Annotated in this window: 12 protein-coding genes; 5 read left to right on the forward strand and 7 right to left on the reverse strand. The window is 37.6% G+C overall.

The features are described from left to right. Positions 1-73: 73 nt before the first annotated feature. Entirely contained in the window at positions 74-526 is a 453-nt protein-coding gene (locus VP97_RS20690; RefSeq protein ID WP_050184059.1) for a hypothetical protein, read from the forward strand. 386 nt (positions 527-912) lie between these two features. Here the strand turns inward: VP97_RS20690 and VP97_RS20695 are convergent, their stop codons facing one another. The 3 genes from VP97_RS20695 to VP97_RS20705 all read right to left on the reverse strand — a co-directional run bounded on the left by VP97_RS20695 (position 913) and on the right by VP97_RS20705 (position 3,865). Beyond that, positions 913-1,560 carry a ParB N-terminal domain-containing protein gene (locus tag VP97_RS20695; protein ID WP_050184060.1) on the reverse strand — a complete coding sequence of 216 codons (648 nt, stop codon included), beginning with the start codon at positions 1,558-1,560 and terminating at the stop codon, positions 913-915. Positions 1,561-2,298: 738 nt separating this feature from the next. Further along, entirely contained in the window at positions 2,299-2,658 is a 360-nt protein-coding gene (locus tag VP97_RS20700) for an HAD-IIB family hydrolase (RefSeq protein WP_082220479.1), read from the reverse strand. A gap of 40 nt (positions 2,659-2,698) precedes the next feature. Next, positions 2,699-3,865, reverse strand: a complete 1,167-nt coding sequence (locus tag VP97_RS20705; protein WP_050184062.1) for an IS256 family transposase — start codon at positions 3,863-3,865, stop codon at positions 2,699-2,701. Positions 3,866-4,326: 461 nt separating this feature from the next. On the opposite strand from VP97_RS20705, the gene VP97_RS20710 reads away from it, so the two are divergent. The 3 genes from VP97_RS20710 to VP97_RS23515 all read left to right on the forward strand — a co-directional run bounded on the left by VP97_RS20710 (position 4,327) and on the right by VP97_RS23515 (position 7,335). Further along, entirely contained in the window at positions 4,327-6,093 is a 1,767-nt protein-coding gene (locus VP97_RS20710) for a SulP family inorganic anion transporter (protein WP_050184063.1), read from the forward strand. A 27-nt stretch (positions 6,094-6,120) separates the two neighbouring features. Beyond that, positions 6,121-6,459, forward strand: coding sequence for an ArsR/SmtB family transcription factor (locus VP97_RS20715; protein ID WP_050184064.1), 339 nt, complete (start codon positions 6,121-6,123; stop codon positions 6,457-6,459). Positions 6,460-6,579: 120 nt separating this feature from the next. Beyond that, positions 6,580-7,335: an ISL3 family transposase gene (locus tag VP97_RS23515; RefSeq protein WP_172656826.1), complete on the forward strand. Its 756-nt coding sequence runs from the start codon at positions 6,580-6,582 to the stop codon at positions 7,333-7,335. On the opposite strand, the gene VP97_RS20725 is transcribed toward VP97_RS23515, so the two are convergent. Next, on the reverse strand, positions 7,327-8,274 hold the full coding sequence (locus VP97_RS20725; RefSeq protein WP_050184066.1) for an IS30 family transposase: 948 nt from the start codon (positions 8,272-8,274) through the stop codon (positions 7,327-7,329). The two genes, VP97_RS23515 and VP97_RS20725, sit on opposite strands and share 9 nt — an antisense overlap. Before the next feature lie 276 nt (positions 8,275-8,550). On the opposite strand from VP97_RS20725, the gene VP97_RS25020 reads away from it, so the two are divergent. Then, positions 8,551-8,721, forward strand: coding sequence for a DUF8096 family protein (locus tag VP97_RS25020; protein ID WP_483782905.1), 171 nt, complete (start codon positions 8,551-8,553; stop codon positions 8,719-8,721). A 399-nt stretch (positions 8,722-9,120) separates the two neighbouring features. Here the strand turns inward: VP97_RS25020 and VP97_RS20730 are convergent, their stop codons facing one another. The 3 genes from VP97_RS20730 to VP97_RS20740 all read right to left on the reverse strand — a co-directional run. Next, positions 9,121-10,215, reverse strand: coding sequence for an AlbA family DNA-binding domain-containing protein (locus VP97_RS20730; protein ID WP_050184067.1), 1,095 nt, complete (start codon positions 10,213-10,215; stop codon positions 9,121-9,123). A gap of 353 nt (positions 10,216-10,568) precedes the next feature. Continuing rightward, a complete protein-coding gene (locus tag VP97_RS20735) occupies positions 10,569-14,936 on the reverse strand; it encodes an NACHT domain-containing protein (RefSeq protein ID WP_050184068.1) in 4,368 nt (1,455 codons plus the stop codon). 181 nt (positions 14,937-15,117) lie between these two features. Continuing rightward, positions 15,118-16,105 (reverse strand): tyrosine-type recombinase/integrase (locus VP97_RS20740; protein ID WP_050184071.1); only part of this gene is annotated, 988 nt, incomplete at its 5' end.

The following is a 16,105-nucleotide window of genomic DNA, read 5'->3' on the forward strand; positions in this document are numbered from 1 at the left end:
TTTTTAGACAATACCAAATTTTTGGATATATGAGGAAAATATTGTTAAAATAAATAAAAGGGGGCATGTTCTTGTGGCGTATGTAAAAGGCTCAATAGCCGGTCTTATATTTGGTGTCATTGGCTCAATGATGGGCTGTTTATTATTCGTAGCGATTGCTGGAACGTATGCTGGAGGCTCTACTTCTGTTTGGGACACACCCTTTTATCTTTCTTTGGTCGTTCCTTTTACGCTGTCTTTTGTCATTCTAGGAAATTATACGGCAAGACACCGAAAAATAAGCAGTAAGAAATTATGGGTAATCAGTTTGATTATCGCTTTCACTGTTACGCTGTATACCGGCACTATCGGTGCTATATTTGGCGAATACATTATTCATGGAGATCTTCAAACAACCAATGTACAAGGAATCATAGAATGGGGTTTTGTATTTTCATTTCTATCTCTTCCTGTAACAATCCCAGTGAGCAGATTAGTTATTCAGTTTTTTATCTTAGTTTTAGAAGAGTACAAAGTACTGGATTGAGACTTAAATTCATAACGCTATAAGTAATACAAGAAACCTGACAGTTTTGACTAATAAAATCCAACCTATGTAAGGTATTTTCCAAATTAAGATAATACGGGAAATGTTGGATAGGAGAAGAAGGGAGGTTACTTTTTTTTATCCTAAACAGTCCTTCAAAATCTTAATCAAGACAGATAACGTATATGTAGACTTAGGTTTCTGCCCATTTTAGTCTTGTGTTATACAGTATCTTTTTTTGTGAGCAAAGGGGAAACTTAAAATAGTTTCCCTCTTTTCATTTGAAAATGGAGGAATTTTTATATAAAAAGAATTCCGTAACACTAGGCTCTGCCTAGTCTGATACTGAAAGTGATAGCACGTTTTCCTCATGCTCTTCTAGATATTTAGCTTTTCACGCTTGTTTTTTCGTACATAACAGGGACTGTTTTCATTTCCAGCTTTTCAGCCACAATATAGCGTCTGTACCCATCGGTTAACACCTTGGTTTCACGATTAATCGTAATTGGTTCGTCCAAAATGCCAGCCTGTTTTACATAGTCGATCACCAGCTGTGTCTTATACGGATTCGGTCTTGTCTGCAAAAAGGACTCGGGAACCTCGATCTGGTCCAGCGAAATAAAATCTTCCGTGCCTTCTGGTCCTTTCGGCTGTTCCTCTGCTTTGACTTCTTCTTTTTTCTCTTGCTCTTTCACGGGTTCTTTCTCTTCCTGCACAGCTTCTTTTTGCTTTTCCGGAATCACAGAAACTTGAAAGCAAACGACACCGATCTCGCCTGGACAATCATCCACTGGAACATCCAGCGTGGGTTCTCCCTGCACCATAATTTTCTGGTTCTGAATGTTTTCTTCTGTTAATCCGGCTTTCTTTAACTGCTTCTGGTTAATAAAAACGGTATATGTAATGGTTGAGCTTGCTGGGAGTCCCTTCGGAACTGCTGGAGAACCCTTTTCCTCCATATCGAATGTATAGAAATTCTTCTTCAGTCGTAATGCACTCATTGGTTTGCCCGTTAACGTAATTTTATGCGCCATTTTTCTTTTCCCCTTTAACAGATTAATATTTTACCGAATTACAGTACAAGAAATCTTTTTAAGGTTTATCAGCTGAAAAAAAACTTTTTGCTTCTCCGCCTGTTTTGCTTTTTCTTGCTACATTAACTTCTACACTTCCTACATCGAAAATAATAAATTAAGCTGCTCAGAAATAAAAATATACAAATTATAAGTCATTTACACATGTTCTTGTTAAAGCTTTATTTTTCACATAGCTAATATTTACGACTCTTAACACTATATTCAAAAAACGCAGCCTTTGTTGATTATCTTTATTTTCCTTATTAGACAGACACGTTGAATTTAAGCAACTTCGACTAATTATAGAAAGATACCAAATGATTAAGGAACTCAGCTTGTAGAAAGCACCTTTTCTATTGATTATTTTTATATGAATATATATTAATATAAAAATCCATTTGTATATTTTTAGTTTCTAAAAGCCTGACATAACAAGGTTTTCAAGATTCTTTATTTATATAATCCATTGTCTTGAATGAATAGCCAAGCCGCTTAAAAGCTATTACGATGTTATAAAAAAGCTTGAGCACTTGTCAAAAACGATCTTTTTTGAGACGGACAAGATACTAAAAAACAGCCTTTAGATTTTCTAAAAGCTGCCTCCTACTAAGAGATTATAAAATTGTTTAATTTTTTGAATGTACTAAGGACCTTAAATATCAAACATCTTAGACATTATATAGTCTTATATCAAAATTAACTAAATATAAGTTCTTCTATAATATGCGCTACCCCGTTTTCATCATTCGTTAATGTTGTATGTGTAGCACACGACTTAATGTCCTTATTTGCATTACCCATCGCCACACTTACTCCGGCATTTTCGAACATCGGAAGGTCATTGTAATTATCACCTATTACCATTATCTCTTCTTTTTGAATCCCTAGCCTCTTTGCTAGTTGCCTAATAGCACATCCTTTCGAAGCATCTGGATGCATCAATTCAAATAAGTGACTTGCCGAACTAACCATTGTTAAATCTGTTCTATTCTCAAAATGTTCCCAGCCTTTATTAAGCTTGTTGTTGTCAAAAGAAAAAGCGGGACCGTCAATAATTTTGTGTAAATGACGAACCCCTTTTCTTGTAGACTGTCATTTAATTAGTCGTTTTAAACATGGCTGCGAGCTCCGCACGCGCCTGGTCAAAACCAATATGGCACCGCAAAGAGAAGCGCTGGTTGTAGTCCTCAAACTGTGAAATGAGAAAGCGCTCCAGCGCTTCTTCGTTTGGAAACTGCTCTTTGCGCTTCGTGTATTTCTTGATCTGTTTATTGAACGATTCAATCAGGTTCGTTGAATAAAGGCTTCGCCGAATGGATTTTGGGAAGCTGTAAAACGTAAAGATATATGGGTTTTCAGCCAGTGACTTCGTCACCTTTGGGTAAACCGCCTGCCATTTGGAACAGAAGGCTTCCAGTGCTTTTTGTCCTTCTTCGGCACTCTCAGCGCGATAGACGGCTTTGAAGTCCCCGCAGACTTCAGCCCGGTCTGAAACACGGACTTTATGGGCAATGGTGCGGGCAAGATGGACAAGGCATGTCTGGTACTGAGCATGGGGATAGACATGGAAGATACTGTCCGTGATGCCTTTCAGGCCATCAGAAATAAACAAAAGGACTTCGCCTGCGCCTCTTTCCTTCATATCAAGAAGCAGCTCTTTCCAGACAAATGCAGATTCTGTGGGAGCGATTGTGTAGGCAAGGACTTCTTTTGACCCGTCTTCCCGGATACCGACCGCCAGGTAGACGGCTTCTTTCGAAACCGTTTCACGCTTAACGGCAATGTAGGTGGCATCTAAATATACACAGACATATCGGGCACTAAGGGGACGGCGGATAAAAGCTTCAATCTGCCCTGTCATCGCTTTAGCCATGTTGGAAACTGTCTGCGGTGTGTAGTGGTGGCCATACATCTTCTCAATTAAATCGGAGATTTCAGTCATCGTGACGCCTTTTTGAAACAAGTGAATGACAAACGATTCAAGCGTGTCATTCGAGCGCCGGTAAGGTGCGATGGTCTGTTGTTTAAATTCTCCATTGCGGTCACGCGGGATGGTCAGCTGGAGATCCCCATATTGGGTGTGCAGTGTGCGGGAATTGCCTGAGTTAAAGCCAATCCGGTCATATCTCTCGTAATCTAAAAACGCCGTTAATTCGGCTGTAGGCAGTGAATTAACCGCTTTTTCAAGGTGTAAACGAAATACTTCCGTAATGTCTTGTTTTTTTACTAGAGCGTCGACGATATCTGTTGTAAACTGGTTCATAGGAAGACCTCTTTTCTGTGAATTGTGTTGTGGTGATTCAATTCTACAAGAAAAGGTCTTCCTTTTTCTATTTATCCATTTACACAAAATATTGTACACTCTCCCATTTTATCCTCCCAAATACTAATATTGTTATCTTGAAAATAACCAACAAATATTTTTTTATATGTTTCTTTCCTTAATTGTTACGAGTATCTTTAATTTTTTCTAAATCTTTGATATGAATCAATTCAAATTTAAAGGGATCGTCCTCTTTTTTTAGTTCACAATATCCCGTGGGATAAATATATAAAATTTTATATATTGTGTTATTAAACAAAACCCTTGCTCCTATTCTCATGTATTTCACCTCGAAAATTTCTTTTGACATAATTAAGGAAACAGTGTAAATTCATATCATAGTATATTCAAATAATCAGATATACTGATATGCAAATATTATAAAAGAAGAAGGGTTGGTTATGCAGCATAAATGGTTTTTTACTGGGAGATATAATGGGTATTCTTTACCAAATTTTCAAAAAGACCTATTGTCTGGTCTAGTCGTTGGTGTCATAGCTATACCTTTGGGTATGGCGTTTGCAATTGCTTCTGGTGTTAAACCCGAATATGGAATATATACTACAATCATTGCAGGTATTTTAATTTCATTATTTGGTGGGTCAAGGTATCAAATTGGTGGACCTACAGGAGCCTTTATTCCTATTTTATTTGGAATAGTCATGACTTATGGATATGAAAACTTATTAATTGCTGGATTTTTTGCAGGTATTATCCTATTTTTAATAGGGATTTTTAAACTTGGTTCATTAATTAAATTTATTCCAAGGCCAGTAACTATAGGCTTTACATCAGGAATAGCCGTCATTATTTTTGTGGGTCAAATTGCTAATTTTTTAGGCCTTACAGGGGTAGAGAAACATGAAACCTTTTTAAGTAATATCAGAGAAATTTTCATTCACATTCATTCAATTAATTTTTATAGTGTATTCACTGCTGGAATATGTCTTATTGCGGTCTTGTTAACGCCAAAATTTTTCCCGAAGATTCCAGGTCCACTAATAGGATTATTATTCTCTACAGTGATAGCCAGCATATTTTATCCAAATCAGGTAGCTACAATTGGCTCAACATTTGGTGAGATTCCAAGTGCCTTACCTCATTTTGCGGTACCTGAAATGACCTTTGAACACGTACAACAATTAATTGGACCAGCTTTTGTCATTGCATTACTTGGGGGTATCGAATCTTTATTATCTGCAGTGGTGGCTGATGGTATGACAAATAGTAAGCATAATAGTAATCGAGAATTAATGGGTCAAGGTATCGCTAATATGATTACTCCTTTATTTGGTGGAATTCCTGCAACAGGAGCCATAGCCAGAACAGCTACAAATATCAAAAATGGTGCGGTCTCGCCATTTTCCGGAATGATACATGGAATTGTCGTTTTGTTAGTATTAGTACTTCTTGCTCCTTATGCTTCAAGTATCCCGTTAGCCAGTATGGCCCCTATCTTAATGGTAGTAGCGTGGAACATGAGTGAGAGGCATGTATTTTATCACGTGTTAAAAACAAAAACGGAAGATTCACTTGTTCTAGTTGTTACATTTTTATTAACAGTTTTTGTTAATCTTACAGTGGCTGTTGAAGTAGGCCTTTTATTAGCAGTAGTTTTATTTACAAAGCGTATGAGCGATATTATGGTAACAGCTAAGGCACTACCTAACCCAAACAATAAACATGAAAAGATGGAAGCTCGCATGGTGACAGATTCTCGTGACTGTCCTCAAATTAGTATTTATAATGTAGAAGGTCCTTTATTTTTTGGGGCTGCTCAAGCGTTTGAGCACTCAATCATGAATACGATCAACTATAAACCGAGGGTTTTACTCTTGAGGATGGGGAAAGTCCCTTTTATGGATACAACTGGTGAGTCGTATTTATCAAGTATTATAAAGGATTTTTCCAAACATGGGGTTGTATTGATATCTGGTATTCAACCTCAACCTAGAAGCGTGTTAGTAAAGACAGGTTTATTTGAATATATAGGAGAAGGGCGTTTTTTTGATCATACTGGAAATGCAATAGATTTTGCAATTGAACATCTAAATAAGGATAAATGTCTTGGATGCAAACATTTTGCTTTTAGGGAATGTACAATCCTTTCTGGTGAATATGAAAACATTGAAGAAAAAGGTAAGGGTGAAGTAGTTACGACATCTTAATTGTATCTAGAAAGAGAGGGAAATAAATTGAACTTAGAAATGCAACAGTTTAAAGCTGAATTTTTTAAAGCTCTTGCTCATCCACTTAGAATAAGAATTCTTGAACTTTTAGCTGACGGAGACAAAAATGTAAATGAAATTCAAAATCTTGTGGGTAGTGAAGGTTCGGCAGTATCGCAGCAATTAACAGTCCTCAGAGCAAAAAATATCGTTTCAGGAACCAAAAATGGGAATCGGGTCATTTATTCCTTAAGAGATCCTATGATTATTGAGTTGCTCAGTGTCGCTCGTCAAATTTTTAATAATCACCTTGTTGATACGATAACAATGTTAGATAAATTCAATGATACAGATAATGAGGAGTAGAAAATGATAGGTGTTTTCTGTACCGTGTCAACGCCGAGTTACTTTTGGCTCTCCCGCTATTTTGGTGAAAAGAGATTTAGGGAATAGAGATAGTAAAACCTTTGATTGGATGTGAATATCGTGAATATTCATTCCTTCTTTCCTAATTGGAAGGTGCTAGGTTCTCTACAATTACCTGACTCTCTTCATTTATACCTTGAATCGTCCGCCTCTAGCGGCTGCTGTCCATCATGCGGCACTGTATCACATCGTCGCCACAGCTGGTATTGGCGCAAACTCCTGGATCAGCCTTTATTTTCAAAAACGTTAATTTTATTTATAAAGAGCCGCAAATTCTTTTGTAATCATCTTTCTTGTGAACAGAAAATCTTCACAGAGCGTCATCCTGACTGGTATGAGCCTTATGCCCGTCAGACCTCACGTTTACATGATTTCCTCAGACATCTGGCATTTTCTTTGAGCGCAGAAGCCGCAAGCCGGCTATCTATCTCCTTCGGTATTCCAACAAGCGCAGATACATTTCTGCGAATTGTACGAAAAGAGGTTATTCTAATGCCCACAGATTTTTCAATTATCGGGATTGACGATTGGGCGGTAAAAAAAGGTCACCGGTATGGCAGTATTATCTGTGATCTTACAACAAGGAAACCGGTAGCCCTCCTGGAAAGCCGTAGAGTCGAAGATGTAAAAGAATGGCTGAAACAATATCCAGATGTTCGAGCAGTGTCCCGTGATGGCTCTTTAGAATATGCCAAGGCAATTACCGAAGGTACAAATAACGCTATTCAAATTACAGACAGGTGGCATCTGTTTTATAATCTGAGCCGAAAAATAGATCAGCTCCTAAAGAAAACATTTGATGATTTGTCAAATTAAGCGCAACACTTCGGCAATAAACGCTTCGTGTGGCGTACGCCAGCCCAGGCACTTGCGCGGCCGGTTGTTCAGCAGCTGAAGAGCCCGGCCCAGCTCGTCATCCGTCACTTTGTTGAAATCGGTGCCTTTTGGAAAGAACTCACGAAACAAGCCGTTGGTATTTTCATTGCTTCCACGCTGCCAGGGGGAATATGGGTCCGCAAAATAAAAGGCGATCCCTATGTCTTTTTCCAGCACGGCATAACAGCTGAATTCTTTTCCGCGATCGGTAGTTGCCGTCTTGAAGACTTGCTTAGGCATACGGCTGTACAAATCCCGAATAGTAGTTTCCATCGAATCTGCGGATCTGTCGGTCATTTTGACCGCCACGTACCAGCGAGTTTTGCGCTCTACAAAGGTAGCGACACAACCCTTGCTTTTTCCGCGTCCGGATACAACAGTGTCGAGTTCCCAGTGGCCAAATGACTGACGCTTTTTAACTTCAGCTGGGCGTTCGGCAATAGATGTTCCGATATTAAACCGGCCTCTCGTTTCCTGAGGTTTTTGGCATTTTCCTTTGTGGCGGAGAACTGCAGCCTTTCGGCTGAGCCGCCCGATATACAGCCATCTGTAAATCGTTTTGAAGCAGACTGCCCCCTTAAACAGCCGGTTGGCGATCTGTTCTGGTGACCAGGTGGCATCCAGCTTCTCTTCAATAATTTCAGCTAAGGTGGAAGACCACTTTCCACGGCAGCCGCAATTTTTGCGCCGCTGTTCATACCGGTGCTGTGCAGCCTCGGGCTTATACAGCCCGTTAGAGGAACTGTTCCGTGTCAGCTCACGTGAGACGGTAGAAACCGACCGGCCAATTCTTCTAGCAATGTCCCGAAGGGAACAGCCGGATTCCTTTAATGTTTCTATGCGTGCGCGCTCAAATGTGCTAAGATGTTGGTAGCTCATGACAGCCCTCCGTGAATGTTTGTGTAGGAACTTACATTTTACACGAAGCTGACATGGGCTTTTTTATTTTCTAGGTGTTGCACTTAATATTACAATCCGTCATATAAATATATATTAATATAAAAATTTATTTATATTGTTTTTAGGACTGAGGAGCCTGTATTAAAAGGGTTTTCGAGCTGCTTTTTTTAGAGTTTTGTGAAAGAAAATTAGAATAAATTTCTTTATCATTCCTGCCCGATTAAGTGATATGATCATTCGAGTGAGGTGAACAACATGGAAACAAAACAGGAGATTGACCTAAGTGTAATCTACAACATTCGAGAATATCCCGACATTAAAAGTGGCCGTTGCGATCATTGCAGAAATGCTCATTTTAAGAGCTCCATTAAAAACATGGTTTTTCTTCGTGAATGCCGCCACTGTGGAATGATGAAAACTATTTGATTCATTTAACGAAAATAGGAAAAGAGTTTTTAAAATCCCTCATCCATTATTCCGTATATTATTATTTCGATTTGGTTAAACTAGAAATACAATCTAATAAAAGAAATAGTCTCTTACAGCCAAGAATCTTCTTGGCTGTTTTTAATTTGAGTACATTTCTCTTTATGTAAGAATAGTGTACTCATTGTCGTTAATTTCAATGAAGTAAACATTCTCTTTTTCATTAACGGAGTATATCTTAGTGTAGACACTCCAGCCCCCGTTAGGAGCAATAACAGCATGAAGACTGTTATTGCTCCTTCTTTTTTTAACTTTCTAAATTCCAAAAGTGAGACTGACATTGTTTTAATAATTGTTTTTTAGGAGTGCAAAGTTTTTTCTGATTTGATTTTTTACTGCTTAAAGAGAGTATTGCGTCTGAAAATAACCAGCCGCGTTCATGAATAGTTCTTTTAGCATTGTGTCATATTCTGAAAGGTCAGAAGGATCGGTAATAAGTATAGACGGAAAAATCATGTCATTTGTCCGCATAGATTGCTTTGAAAAGCCTTGCTCATTGTATAAGACAATTCGATCCTTTACATCAAGTAATGCAGTAGAAATGACATATGGACCGTTCAATCCGACTTCAAGTAAATTGTGAAATGCCGATGGGAGAGTTCTTAGAATTCGTTCAACTATATTTTTTGCTGGGATTGTATCTTTATCGTACTCTAAAATTCTTTTATCCAGTATTTCGATAACACCCTGTCTATTAAGATGATGGTAGCTAGAATTATTTATACCAGCAATCCCCTCGAATTGTATTTTCGGGTCATATCCGCTACCAAAAAGAGTGGCTAACCTGAACCGCTGTGGTACCAAAGCAGAAATAAAAACGTTTTCAGCAAATGATTGAATTGGTACAATGTTAATAAGAATTGAAGCGCCCGGCGTTGTCTCAAAATAACCTTCATCAGCTTTAGCTTTCATAATGCGTTCAATATGATACTGCTTGATTTCTTCCCGAACTTGACTTGAAAGTAAAAAGCGCTGCTTGATTTCTACATAGTCAAGAGGATATTTTCCAGAGTTGTTACGTCCATAAAATCTTTCTTTATTCACTACGTGTGGCCCATTGTAGGACTGGGGTATTCTTATATGTAAAATAAATTTTTCACCAACCGGGTAAAAATCGATGTCGACTCCCATGATCTGAGGAGCTACGAGATCCCGCAAACTACTTTCTAACTGCTGTCTCATTTGATCTTTATCTGGGACATCTATTCCTTCAATGGATGTTATTACCCCTTGTTCCTCTGAGACTCCAATTATTAAGTCACCGCCTACTGTATTGGCGAAGCTTGAAACATCCGATGCAAATTCTTTGCGTGCTCCGGCTTGTTGGATGTTTAGCTCTTTTTTAAAGTCAATTGATTTTCCTTCTTCAATTCCATCTTCTTTTAAAGAAAAAATGTCATCTATAGTAACTTCGGCAAATGGTTTATGAATCACGGTCTGTCCTCCTCTATTATTTGATGTATTTAAGTAATTGAGTAGTTAAGCAATCTATAAGTATTGCTTATTATATTGTGCATTTAATTGAACACCTTGTCCATTTTAAAATAGGAGATATTACAAAAACTGGTCTAATAATTTTTGCTAATCCTCTTCAAAGTTATATTATAAAAGGAAGCTTTCAAGTTAAAGAAGTGCCTGATTATTAAAGATTCTGTATTGAGAAACTGCCCTATATATCAAAGAAACAGTTCAGTTTAAGAATACATATAACAGTGCTTGTACTCTAAAACTGAACTACTTAAACGTTGTTTTTGTCATTTTATAGAATTGTAAACTAAGATAGGGATTTAGCTTTTTCCTTTGTCTTGATATATGAAGATCTCTTGAAATTCTTTTCTTATATCCCCATAACTCTTATTAAAGGATTCTCTGAATTCTTGATTTTTATAAGAAATTTCTTTTTCGCCCCATAATCCCCAAATCAGCCGGTATCCCTCTTTTTCTAGAAATTTATTTAATAAATCCTTTCTTAAATATGTGAATTTCTGTCTATTAGTATACGGATCACCAAATGCTACTGTTATAGAGGCCTTTCTTCCGTTCTTTTCATATAAATCAAAAGTTTGCGGTTGACCAATCAACTCCATTGAATCTGTTATTTCCTTACTCGGGAATGCTACGTTGCGACTTGGAATAACAGCACTTTTATTTTCGTCCCAACTGTTTTCCCGGACTGGTAAAAGGACATGAACTACTTCTTTTTGTTCTTTGACCTTTACTTTTTCAACGATTTCCTTTTCCATCTTCATACTGTATGCTGCAAGATCTATTTCTTCTTCTGTTATAACTTCCAAACCAAGGATAAGGCGTGAGATGAAATCAACCTTCTCTTCTTCTACCAACATGTCTAGGAACTCTATCTCTTCTGCATGGGTTAATTTTTTTCCATCCTTAAATAGAGCCCTTTGTTCGACCTGTACCGGTTCCTCTACTTTTGATGTCACAAACCCTAATTCAATTTCCTCGTTTTTATGGTAGGTATGTGACCAAGGAATTTCTCCAGCATAAATATATGAATCCTCGGGGACTTCTGGTAACCATCTGCCTCCAAGAGATTGTTTCCTTAGGAGAGCTACACCCTTTTCAAAATCACCTGTCTTTATAAGTAAGCCCCTTGGAAAGAAAAAGCAGCTTTTTGTTTGGTCTTCATTTTCATCTGAAAAATAACCATCTAACAAAACCCATGGTCCCTTCTCGCCGCCTATCTCTTCCATTACCAAGTAATCATCAAAATTTGGAACATAGTTTCCCAACAACCACTCATCTACAGGAAGATGATCAGCAAAATAGTCCGTTTCTACGATTTGAATATTGGACACTTCAACTGGAAAACTTGGATCAATATCTGTCTCATAAATTCGGTACTGTTCTTGATACCATTCATCCTCAAGCAACCCCTCGTCATCTCGATAACCTGCCATCTCAAAAAAAGCAATCCAAGAATACTTTTTTCCATAACGATCAGTTTTTCTGCCATCTTCCGACCGACCATACGAGAAATTTCTCTCTTCAATGATACCATCAATATTTTCGAAAAACTCGGCTGAATAGCCGAGGTCATATATGCGCCAATAAATATGCGCTCTGACTTTTTTGTAATCCTCATGCTCGTAGTCGTAGTTTGAACGACTTTTCACCAATCTACCGATAGTATAATTTCCAAAATCCATCTTAATTGGGTTGCTGCCATAATCTAAAATTTCATCCTTTTCAAGACTTCCCCAATTCATTCTATTTAATCGAAGATATGGAGGAGTAATGTTTTCTTTTTCTGTATCATTCAAGAGTGTAGCATGGTGAATCAATCCTATTTCGATAAATCTTCTACCATAATCCCTTGATAAAATATGGGTGGTATAATATTCGGCTTCCTCAGCAAACATCAAGTTATATAATGTTTTAGCCATAATAGGCAAAGTATTTAACCTAAATTCTTCATCTTCAAAGTCATACTGCTTAGCCATTCCGATACCGTAAAGAGCTGCCAACATACGTTCAGATACATAAGGATCATTAATAGAAAAAGAATGGTGCAGTAAATCAAAAAATTTCTCAGGTAAAGCTCTGCCGAAGTAGTAAAGTGCACGTGTAGCTCTGTCCCTTAACGGTCTAACCGTACTAGTCAATGTCCACATGACATTCTCTGCTAACAAGTATAAATATTCTTTCTCGTACGAATCTAGTTTTGTTTGGACAGTATTCGAACGTTGCTCTAATGTATCGATTGTTTCTTCTGTATCAACTTTATGTTCTCTTATATATTCACTCCAGGAAACATCCCTTTCAGCCATACTTAAATCATTTAATAACACCGTCCAAAAATGGGTATTCAGCGGATGACCAACTTGCCTCAACGTCTTTTCACTTAAATTAAAAAAACGTTTTCGATTACGTGGTTCTGTAAAAAGAGTTTTAATTAAATTCTTTGCATTATCATTAATACTCTCCGGCGACATTTCAAAAAAAGATTTTACAGTCAAATTAACAGTTGTTGGATTTTTAATATAATCCATTAAATAATTCCCCTGATAAAGAGGCAGCATTGAGGCAATACACCGACTGATATCTTCATGTAAGGGATGTCTAGACTGATAGTCTTCTCCAAAAAGTAGTTTTACAGTATAAGCACTATTCAGGAATTCCTTTAAACAGTCCCTATGTTCTTGTAGTAAGTGCTTAGCTACAATAAAGCCGCCCAACAAATCATAAGTAAAGGTAATAACCTCACTATCTTTATCTCGATACCAATCCCGATAAATTAATAAATTTTCATCTGTTAAATTTTTCTCAATGGAGTTATTCCAATCTGGCGCTTGATTGTATTCAAGAATGTCCTCCGCTTCGTCAGTTGAAATAGATCTAAGATTTCTTTTCCATAATGTGCTACCTAGTTTAGTGAGTCTTTTGGTAATGATTTTTTTTCTTGGATTGAAATTTAATCTTTCACTAAGTTTTTCGTTACATTGATCAATATATGCTTCAAAAATTTCGAACATGGATTGTTCATTGATAAATACTTTTTTTTCGTACCCTCTTTCTGGGTTTTTAGTTTGGCAAAAAATTTGTAAGTAAAGTGGATGTTCAAACGCTTCGAGTGAAACAGCAGATATATCAGCTTTTATTTTGTAATAACCAAAATAAACTTTGATCGCTTCTGCCAAGTTTTCATTAGAAAATCCCTGTAAATAAACACTGTGGTGAGGAGTCTTTTCAAAGATTGGTTTAATATATGTAGTCCTGCAAGTGGTAATAAGACAGATATTGTCAAAAGACGATATCTCTTTTATTAATCCATGTAACCCATTTTTAATTATACCGATGTCCCTTACTTCATTTAACCCATCAATGAATATTGGGATTTTTGTTCTAAATGCTTTCCCCGCAACATCCAATGCCTTCAAAAAGTCACTCCAGCTATAATTTCTCGGGATGTCTAGATTTGCTAAAAGCTGTTCTGATAACAAACGGCTGTCCACTATGTTTTTTCCGGAGATAAATATTGCTGGCAGTCCTTTTTCAATCGTTTCGCTGGCGATATGAGCAGTAACATGGGTTTTACCGTATCCTGCATTTCCAAAAATGTATAAACTATTGGATCTGCTTCTTAACACTTTATCTACAGTTTCTCTAAAAACATGATACATTTCTTCAATGATTTCATTTGGTTCCCAGAGAATAATTCTGATATTTCTGATATTATAAATTTCTATGTCATTCGTTTCTTTCTCTATATCGAGATACTCTTTATCAATAGAATAATTTTTTTCCCTGAGATCCGTTATATAAGAGAATAGCCTGTCCAACAATTCTTCAAACGGTAAAGAGCGATTTCCAGAATAGTGTTCCTTTTCAAGAGATGTGGTTTCTTCCTTAAAGAGGGATAATAAATTGTTTAAAATATCAACTGTTTTTTGTATATGTTTCAAATAATCATTTTTGATTGGTAGTGGCAGGTATGAAGTTTCTATTTTTTGAATTTCAGCAAGTGCAGGTTCAATTTTTTTGACTGATGTTAAAAGTAGCTGGTGTTGCATCAATAGATATCGTAGGTATCCTTCATTTAACAAAAATGAATCGATTTCTAAATCCACTTCTGTTTGTGTATGAACCGCCGGATTATATTTTCCTTTAATAGCTGACAATTGGTTCGAAACCTGTGTGCGAAACCAATCAATGGTTAATTCAAGATCACCAAAAAAATAGTTTTTTCTCCCTGTGAATTTGGGGTTTCCCAAGAAATAATTAAACTCACTTTCTCCCCAAAAATACAACTCAACCTCTAGCCCATCGGGCACAATGTTTTTTAAAGTAGTATCAAACCATTGCTTTTCACCAACCGTAAGATCCATTGGGACACACAGATACCATTTCTTTAAATTTGGGTGAACTACTAGAGATTTTTTCAATGAATCAACTATACTTTTTTTTCGACCTTGTACCAGCCGACCCTCTATATAAAATTTTGCTTGCCACCCCCATTCTTCTCCATTAGGAAGAGTCAGATAAAATTCGATCCCGTCCCCCCCACCACTATCGTCAACAGAAGTGAAAATTCCTTTATCGTCAAATTCGACTCTAGCTATTTGGTAACACAGCTCTTCAAAACTTCTTTTTTGATCAGTATCGTATGGTTTTAGCTTTGACCAATCAATCATACTTCTCCTCCCCTGAAATGTCTTGTTAATATCTTCTATTAATAATTATAACAGCTATCATCTTTACTAAAACTTTTGCATTGGATAAGCTTAGGCACTGGCTCCTCTAATGCTTTCAATACAAGGTCCTTTTCCTTCTGTTACTAAAAATATTCTTCTTTATAAAACCGAGTTTCTTCTATTATATATACCATCCCAGCGCATTGTCTTTCCATTGATGTACAACGTGCTGTTCCCGCTCCATAATCTTCTGCAAATAGATCATGGTTGTCTCGATTTTTTCATGGCCAAGAGCCCGCATAATCGCATACACATCACTGTTGTTCATATAGCTGATAATCGCAAAGCTATGTCTAAACTCATGTGGTGTAATTCTCTTTTTCCTCGCCTGGATCGATAAGATCGGCACCTTTTCGATTTCATCCCCTAACATCGTCGCAAAGTATGATGGGCGGAACGCCTTCCACCTGCTATTCGGAAACAAAGGTTCATCACTGCTGCTTGGGAAGTCTGCCGGCAGAAGCCTAGTTTTCCGGTATAGCACAATGCTATCCATCACTTTATCCCGAAGCGGAATATCTCGCTGTTTATTTCCCTTGCCGATTACATGCAGATAAAAGCCGCCAAGGATCGGATCAAAGCGGACATCGGATACTTTAAGCCGACACAGCTCATCATTTCGCATACCCGTTCCCACCAGCACATGAATCAAAGTAAACATAATCGGATTACGGTCCCTATAATAGTCCAACAGTTGAATAACTTCACCTGGTCCCAAGTCTCGGTTCGGCCAGTCATCTTTCCGAACCGTTGCCGGACGCAGTCCTTGGTGAATCGGCTGCTTGAGATAGCGATTCTCGTGCAAAAAACGAAAGAAGCTTTTAAGGATGGTGGTTTTACGCGCGAGAGTTGCGGGTGAATAAGGCCCTTTTGTTTTGACGCGTGGACTTTCCTCCGCAAGCCAGGACTGATAACGCCGCAGATGCCGCGGAGACAAACTTTTAAATAAGGATCCTTCTTCAAACGGCTCAATGTCCAGCCCGATTTCCTGCGGAAACTGCATCATGTGTTGTATCAATTGGGACAGTTCTTTTTCATACTCTTTTATTGTACGGTCCGAACGCTCCGCTCCCTTATTCAGATTCATACTGCGGTACAGGTAGTAATGA

Origin of the sequence: Domibacillus robiginosus (genome assembly GCF_000966195.1) — a bacterium.
Classification (GTDB): Bacteria; Bacillota; Bacilli; order Bacillales; family Domibacillaceae; genus Domibacillus; species Domibacillus robiginosus.

Coding starts and splice junctions, on each gene's coding strand:
- VP97_RS20705 (WP_050184062.1), bottom strand. CDS start 3,865: ATGAACCAGTTTACAACAGATATCGTCGACGCTCTAGTAAAAAAACAA.
- VP97_RS20735 (WP_050184068.1), bottom strand. CDS start 14,936: ATGATTGATTGGTCAAAGCTAAAACCATACGATACTGATCAAAAAAGA.
- VP97_RS20695 (WP_050184060.1), bottom strand. CDS start 1,560: ATGGCGCATAAAATTACGTTAACGGGCAAACCAATGAGTGCATTACGA.
- VP97_RS20710 (WP_050184063.1), top strand. CDS start 4,327: ATGCAGCATAAATGGTTTTTTACTGGGAGATATAATGGGTATTCTTTA.
- VP97_RS20725 (WP_050184066.1), bottom strand. CDS start 8,274: ATGAGCTACCAACATCTTAGCACATTTGAGCGCGCACGCATAGAAACA.
- VP97_RS25020 (WP_483782905.1), top strand. CDS start 8,551: ATGGAAACAAAACAGGAGATTGACCTAAGTGTAATCTACAACATTCGA.